This is a genomic window from Ruminococcus sp. B05, assembly GCF_003628495.1.
GTDB classification, from domain to species: domain Bacteria; phylum Bacillota; class Clostridia; order Lachnospirales; family Lachnospiraceae; genus Schaedlerella; species Schaedlerella hominis.
Genome location: NZ_RBZR01000004.1, coordinates 40,393 through 47,082, shown reverse-complemented (window position 1 = coordinate 47,082; position 6,690 = coordinate 40,393). Strand labels below are relative to the sequence as shown.

The window sequence follows — 6,690 nt, the reverse complement described above, 5'->3', positions numbered from 1 at the left end:
TGGAATCTACCATAATCACCGTCGCTTCATCATCTGTAAGATCTTTGATGATAACCGGCATTTTCTCTAGTCCAGCAAGTTCACATGCTCGTTTTCGCCGATGACCAGCTACCAGCTCATAACCACCAGACTCTCTCAACCGCACAATACCAGGAACCAACACGCCATATTGTGTAATGCTTTCTGATAATTCTTCCATTTTCTTATCATCTTTTACTTGAAACGGGTGATTTGGAAATGGATGAAGGCTTCCTATTTTTATCTCGCAAATTCCATTGTTTGTTTCTTCGTTTGTTCCAAACAACGCATCAAGTGGCTGTAAGGAAATGGGAGTTGCTCTTTTTTTAGATGGCATCTTCTAGCACCTCCTCCGTCACTCTCCGATAAGCCTCTGTAGCTTTGCCTTTCGGATCATAAGAGAAAATACTCTGTCCTTCTCTGACTGCTTCCTTCATTCTTACAGAAAATGGAATATAATTATCAAAGATATGAATTTGACTTCCATATACATTTCTGAGAAGTTCCATATTATTTCTGGCATCATTTGTATGCGCATCGACCATCGTGAACAGAATCCCACCGACTTGCAACTTCGGATTAATCTGCTTACGAACCTTACCGATCGTTTTTAACAACTGCTGCAAGCCTTTGATTGGCAGGTAGGACGCTTCAACTGGAATGAGGACTTCATCTGATGCAGCCAGCGCATTGATCGTAATCATTCCCAATGATGGCATACAGTCAATAATGACTGCATCATATTGATCCTTGATACCATATAAAATCTGTTTCAATACATATTCCCTGCTCATTGCATTTACCAACTGTACTTCCGTACCTGCCAGTCCAATGTTAGAACAGATAATATCTATTCCCTCTGCCTGATGTCTGATATAACAGTCTGAAGGAATATCTTCATCTTTCATTACTGCATCCATAAGAGCTGTAAGTGTTTCATTACTGTCATCACAATCACGATATCCAAATCCTGCGGATACATCAGACTGTGGATCGGCATCTACAATCAACACTTTCATATTCTTTTGTGCTAATCCTACTGCTAAATTAGCTGTACATGCGGATTTTCCCGTTCCCCCTTTTTGGTTTACAATAGAAATAATTCTAGCCATTTTTTCATCACCTTTCAATCAATAAAAATGACCGAATCAGCTAAACAGATTTTCATCCATTACGAGCTAATTCGGTCCTGTTTTTCGCTATTAAATTGTAATATCACCACTTTCGTGATACAGTAAAAGCATCTCAGATAAAAGCGGAAATTTTCTTTCATCTGAATAAGTTTTTTATAAAAGGTAGGCCTTTCCTTCATAAATTTGTTGATTCGTTGCAAGTTTTTTTCAGGACCAAATCGACTCAACCCCTTGTATTTACTGGGTTTCCGTTGATTTAGTCTTATTTTATCATCATCATCTCCGCCACGCATTCCCGTTCCGAGTGCTACCTGTATGAGATTCTCGTGTATTCTCTCCTTTGCGTGTTCCAATACTTCCCGTTGTTCTTTCACAGTCAGTACCCGTATCTGTTTTGTCTTTGTTTTGGGAACTTCCACTCCTGCACATGGGTTGAATGTAAGAATCCTGTTATGCACTGCATATTTGAACATAGCATTGAGAATATTATACACATCCCGTATAGTCTTTGTGCTGTAATCATCATCTGCCATATTCTGAAGCAGACGTTCCAAAATAATCGGATTAAAATCTGCCACACGTTGTTTTCCTATCTGCTTCTTTATGTAACGTCTGTAAAAATCATCATAACGTACTTGTGTACTCTCCTTGATAGTCCGCTTCTTATGGGTATTCAGCCAGATATCAAACCATGTATCCAGAGTGATATTATCGCCCTTTCCTTTCAACCCATGCTTGACTTCATAGCGTAAATCTTCCATTTCTTGAACTAACTTTTTTAAGTCCGCATTATCTTTTGTATACGTTTCTCCTTTGTAATAAAACCGCCCTCTGTAAATTCCGCTTTTTCTCTGCATAATTCCCGGCGGTAATGGATTTCCTTTTAAGTCCTTGCCCAATCTGCACGCTCCTTTCCGTGCAAGGACTATCAGAACTGGTCTGACAGTATTATATGCTTATTTGTGTTTATACTGCAATTACTTCATATTTATTTTTCAGATTATGCCCTTCGTTTTTCTTCAAAAACTGGTCTAAAACCTCAGAGCGTATAAGAATCTTATTTCCAATCCTTATGACCGGAATCTTCTGCCATGTAATCAGCTTTCGCAGATTATTTCTTCCAATTCCCGTATACTCTGACGCTTCATTCACTGTAAGGGCTTTCTTTGTCTGTATCGTTTTCTGTGTATGTTCTGTCAAAGATTCTCCTTTCTTCTTCCCTCAAAAGGAAAGATTTTTTATAGTCCTCATATATGCGTTGTTGTTCTTCGTTCATCTGCCCCCGTTCTATTAGCTGGCGGATATAATCTCTGTTATCCAGTTTTCCGATTTTATCCATTAGCTTTAAAGAGGGCGAAACTGCTACGTTCAGCCACTGCCATGTTCGTTCCAGTGTCTTTTTCTCTGGATTCATGGTCAACTTTATCTTCCCTACATCCTGCATGAGTTCTTCCCACGGGGGATAAGTAGGATAAAGCCGTTTTCTTGTAACCGTGCTGTTTTCCGGCTTCTGTAAAAACCGCACTTTCTCGTTTAATACAGACAACGCAATCCGTGCCACATCCCTGTCTTTCAGAAGTTCTTCTACTAATCTGACCGCTTTTTTGTGCCGGAATCGAAGTTCATATCTGTTCCAGTCCGGGTTGAGTTCTTTTCCGAACTTTTCTGCCTGTTCATATCCCTTTTCATAGAATGTAATCCGAAAATCACTGTGTTTACTGCCGAGATATAGTGTTTTTCCCTGCGCTTCTATTTCATCCTCTTTCAGTCTATCAGAACGATTCTCTGCTGTATCACGCAACTGACTAGATATCAGCCCCTCGTTTTTCAGACGAATCAATTCCGGGATAGACAGATAAGGCTTTGTATCGTCGATTGCCAAGTCTATCCTCGGAAAATTCACCGGGTATCTGCAAACTCTTTCCAGAAAATCAAACCATGTTTCCTTATTCATCATAAGGAAATTTTCATAATTCCTGCACCCCGAACCACTCATAAGAATCTGAAATCCCTCATACTGTGCATTTCCTGTCGGTTTCAGAATCTTGATATTGTCAAATCTTGCTATCAGTTCGTGTCCAGCAATTCCTTTTTCCTTACCATGCAGTTCCATAAAACTCAGTGGAATCCGCAAGATATCTTCTATGATTATGAACACGTCTACACCTTTGACAGTAATCTGACACCAGTCAATCAGTGCTGTCAAATCTTCTTTCTGACGAGTTACCCCCCTGTTAGTATAGGGGGGTTCTGAAATTTTCATTACCTCTGTTATCATCATCCCTGCCTTTCGTAGTATGCCGTGGCTTTCGCCACGTTCCCGGAACTTCTCTACTCCCTTTGCTCCTTTCACGCTGTACGGAGCAGTCCGCAGAGAATTTCCGGGAACAGTCTCTACACGTTTCCTTTTCCGGTAACAACACGGATACCCTTGCAGGAGATTCTGTCCACCAATACCGGGAAGTTTCCTCTCTGCACATAAGGGGCATATACCGCTTCTTCTAGTTCTACCACTGTGTAAGGCTCTACCTTTGGAAGTTCTGTTGCTTCCAGACGGATATCTACGCTGTTTCCAAGTTTCATGCTTCCGAGGTGAAGTTTCAATGCTTCCACTTCCTCGGTTTTCTTCCGGGTTTCCTTATCATACTTGTAGCAGTAGTCTGCTCCCATGTAACGGAGTTCCCCGAACGCTTCTCTGACCTGTTCTTTTGTCAATGTAATCTGCATGCTACATTTCTCCTTTTTTGAAATCATGGTGAATGAGTGTCTGGTAAGTGTGACAAGTCCTTTTCATATCCACGTCTATATTTATTTCATTACTTTTCTCCTTACCTCTTAACCTCATCATAGACCTGTTTTTTCTTCTTGTCAACAATTATTTTACTTTTTCCCTTACTTTTTATTTTTGTATTTCAAACGCTTAACTATATCTTTTTATAACTTATTATAATTTTACCCTTACATTTATCCTTATCTTGTGTTATGATGAAAACAGAAACGAGGTGTGCATATGTTTGTGAATAAAGAAGCAGTAGGAAAACGAATTTTACAGATACGCAAGAAATACGGTTACAGTATGCAGAAGTTTGGGGAAATCATAGATAATGCCCCGAAAGGCTCTGTAAACAGTTGGGAAAAGGGTGTGAATCTTCCCAATGAGAAACGCTTGAAGCAGATTGCCACGTTGGGCAATATGACGCTGAATGAACTTCTGTATGGTTCATTTAAAGAATATGTAGATATGCTTATCACAGAAAAACTGGGGATTGAACTGCCGGAAGAATTTACCAGAACTTTCTATTCTCTTTTAGAGCAGAACGGATTTACCTACGGGGATGATATCGAGATTGTCCGGCTTGTAAACGGCTTTCTGACTTATCATAACCTTACAACAAAAGAAACCGCCATTTTCTATCAGCCAACTGCATACTCCGGCGATTATTTTGACGGTATCATACAAAAAGCGGATTCTTCCGTTCTGGTCTGCCGGGCATATGCAGATAAGGCAAACAACACCTTACATATCATTCCGGCTTTTGAGAATGGACAGACTGAGGAAGTAGCAGACTTCTTTCATGCACTGAAAAGCATAACCGCTCCACACAACAACAATTATTTCACTTCCGGCTTTCTGACACTCGGACTGGCATTGAGAGATTCCAAAGTAATTATCTATGGAATTGATGAAAAACAGGGAACAGCACAGGTAATCCCTTACGAATATGATTGCGAATCAGACGCTTATATCCAGAATGAACATCTGTCATATACCAGACAGGATAGCTTTTTCCGAGAAGCCACGAAAGAAGCGGTCTATTGGAAAATGCAATCCGACAGAAGTAACCCATAAGATAAACAAGAGGACTTGCAAGGTTTGTGACCTTTCAAGTCCTCTTATGTATCATGATGGTATTGGCTGTGTCCGTTCCGTAAAGGACTGCCCTACGGCGTCTCGGCTTCGCCTTGTTCCTTTACCTCACTAATAATAATGTTCTGATAGCAGAACTCTTACTTATACTTTTATCTTACTATTCTTTCAATTTTTACCGTTTCACCATCAATATTATACTTAAAAAAATAAAATTTAATAACATTTCCTTCTGATACTTGTTCTAGATCACCTTTACACTTAGTACAATCTAAACTAACTTTTGTCGTATCAAAAAATAGACTACTTTCTTCCTTCTCATTTAGTTCTATTAAAAGTGTATCAAAAGTTTTCTCTACAACAACCCCACTCAAATGAAACCAATGAGAATTATCATCTCCACTAGAACGCAACTCCATATTTTGACGATTCTCCTTAAAAACATTTCCTTTTACGCCAAGCACAATTAATACTATTGCAAGCAAAAGTATGATTAACAAAATCAATCGTTTCTTATCCATTAAATGTAGTCCCCGATATGTCTGTCCAACTATCAAAATCAAAATTCAAATAACGTACTGTATCCCCCCATCCATCAAATACCATCAATGTATGTACTGTATTTCCAGAATTATATGCTCGCAAAGTTGCATATCCCTCTGCTGCCATTGAATGCCCCGCACGTTCTCCAGTATCACTGCTAATTATACCACAATGGACAACTGCTATATCTCCTCTATCAATGCAATTAGTGAAAAAATTATAATTGGGACTATAGTCAGTATTTTGTGTTACAGAAACATTCTTTCCAGCACAAAAGTCCACAAATCCAGGTCCAATATTGCCAATAGTTGTTGAACCATATGTTATTCCTCCACTCTCCGATGAAACTGTCGTTCCTGTTGAATCCCAAATATCCATATAATCACCTGCAATATCTGTATAATCAACAGCATTATAATATGCACCACATGCTAATAATGCACTAACTGCACATGCATAATGTCCTGTTACACTTTCTATATACGGCTCATTAAAGGAAATAAATTCTTGAAGATGATTTGTTGAAACAAGCGTGTAGTTTTCATAAACTTCATCAATATCTAGCAAAACCTCATCCCAAGTAGCTGGGTCTTTTCCCCTACTCTCATTCAAGGACAGTACTGTTTTTTCTAATGTTTCACCATAATTCGTTCTAATCTTTCCCAAATTATCAACAATACCATATTCAAACGGAGCTATTTTATATATTTCAGAGGTATTTGCTTTTTCACTAAATACATTTGCTTCACTTTGATAAATCACCTCATATGGATTTGCTGAATTATTACCAAATGAGTATTCTGATATCAAAGATTCACACGTAGTATCAAAAACTACATATCCATATGGTTTGTTTTCTAAATTGTAATTTACAATATATCCAATAGCTTGACCTGTTGTATCATAAAATTTTCTCGGATTATTAGCAACAATATTGCTATTTTCTCCTATTCCCTTTGCAAAACGTTCTGCCATCTGTATCGCCAAATCATCCGTAACATTTACAACAGAAGTATTCTCCGATGCATGGACAGGAACTATTGACATAATAGTCAATATAAAGATTGTCAAAAGTGAAGCAAATCGTTTAAAAATTTTTCTCATAAATATCCTTCCTCCTTAGATTAT

9 protein-coding genes are annotated in these 6,690 nt (G+C 38.5%); 1 reads left to right on the top strand and 8 read right to left on the bottom strand.

The genetic code is table 11. The annotated features are described in order from the left end of the window. The 6 genes from D8Q48_RS05465 to D8Q48_RS05440 all read right to left on the bottom strand — a co-directional run. A partial coding sequence (locus D8Q48_RS05465) for a ParB N-terminal domain-containing protein (RefSeq protein ID WP_121055767.1) occupies positions 1-355 on the bottom strand: 355 nt, incomplete at its 3' end. After that, positions 345-1,130 carry a ParA family protein gene (locus D8Q48_RS05460; protein WP_015529850.1) on the bottom strand — a complete coding sequence of 262 codons (786 nt, stop codon included), beginning with the start codon at positions 1,128-1,130 and terminating at the stop codon, positions 345-347. The genes D8Q48_RS05465 and D8Q48_RS05460, both read right to left, overlap by 11 nt. Before the next feature lie 59 nt (positions 1,131-1,189). Continuing rightward, entirely contained in the window at positions 1,190-2,050 is an 861-nt protein-coding gene (locus tag D8Q48_RS05455; protein ID WP_237998810.1) for a hypothetical protein, read from the bottom strand. A 67-nt stretch (positions 2,051-2,117) separates the two neighbouring features. Then, the gene (locus D8Q48_RS05450) at positions 2,118-2,351 is read right to left on the bottom strand and encodes a helix-turn-helix domain-containing protein (RefSeq protein ID WP_009244192.1); all 234 of its coding nucleotides are present in this window, start codon (positions 2,349-2,351) and stop codon (positions 2,118-2,120) included. Beyond that, entirely contained in the window at positions 2,296-3,504 is a 1,209-nt protein-coding gene (locus tag D8Q48_RS05445) for a replication initiation factor domain-containing protein (protein ID WP_330412007.1), read from the bottom strand. The genes D8Q48_RS05450 and D8Q48_RS05445 overlap by 56 nt, the downstream gene beginning before the upstream one ends. Before the next feature lie 41 nt (positions 3,505-3,545). Beyond that, on the bottom strand, positions 3,546-3,878 hold the full coding sequence (locus D8Q48_RS05440) for a hypothetical protein (protein ID WP_009244196.1): 333 nt from the start codon (positions 3,876-3,878) through the stop codon (positions 3,546-3,548). Positions 3,879-4,161: 283 nt separating this feature from the next. Between D8Q48_RS05440 and D8Q48_RS05435 the strand changes: the two genes are divergently transcribed. Next, on the top strand, positions 4,162-5,001 hold the full coding sequence (locus D8Q48_RS05435) for a helix-turn-helix transcriptional regulator (protein ID WP_004844111.1): 840 nt from the start codon (positions 4,162-4,164) through the stop codon (positions 4,999-5,001). Between the two features lie 170 nt (positions 5,002-5,171). On the opposite strand, the gene D8Q48_RS05430 is transcribed toward D8Q48_RS05435, so the two are convergent. Then, positions 5,172-5,540: a hypothetical protein gene (locus D8Q48_RS05430; protein ID WP_004844112.1), complete on the bottom strand. Its 369-nt coding sequence runs from the start codon at positions 5,538-5,540 to the stop codon at positions 5,172-5,174. Next, positions 5,533-6,666, bottom strand: coding sequence for a hypothetical protein (locus tag D8Q48_RS05425; protein ID WP_004844113.1), 1,134 nt, complete (start codon positions 6,664-6,666; stop codon positions 5,533-5,535). The genes D8Q48_RS05430 and D8Q48_RS05425 overlap by 8 nt, the downstream gene beginning before the upstream one ends. Positions 6,667-6,690 lie beyond the last annotated feature (24 nt).

Coding starts and splice junctions, on each gene's coding strand:
- D8Q48_RS05460 (WP_015529850.1), bottom strand. CDS start 1,130: ATGGCTAGAATTATTTCTATTGTAAACCAAAAAGGGGGAACGGGAAAA.
- D8Q48_RS05440 (WP_009244196.1), bottom strand. CDS start 3,878: ATGCAGATTACATTGACAAAAGAACAGGTCAGAGAAGCGTTCGGGGAA.
- D8Q48_RS05435 (WP_004844111.1), top strand. CDS start 4,162: ATGTTTGTGAATAAAGAAGCAGTAGGAAAACGAATTTTACAGATACGC.
- D8Q48_RS05430 (WP_004844112.1), bottom strand. CDS start 5,540: ATGGATAAGAAACGATTGATTTTGTTAATCATACTTTTGCTTGCAATA.
- D8Q48_RS05425 (WP_004844113.1), bottom strand. CDS start 6,666: ATGAGAAAAATTTTTAAACGATTTGCTTCACTTTTGACAATCTTTATA.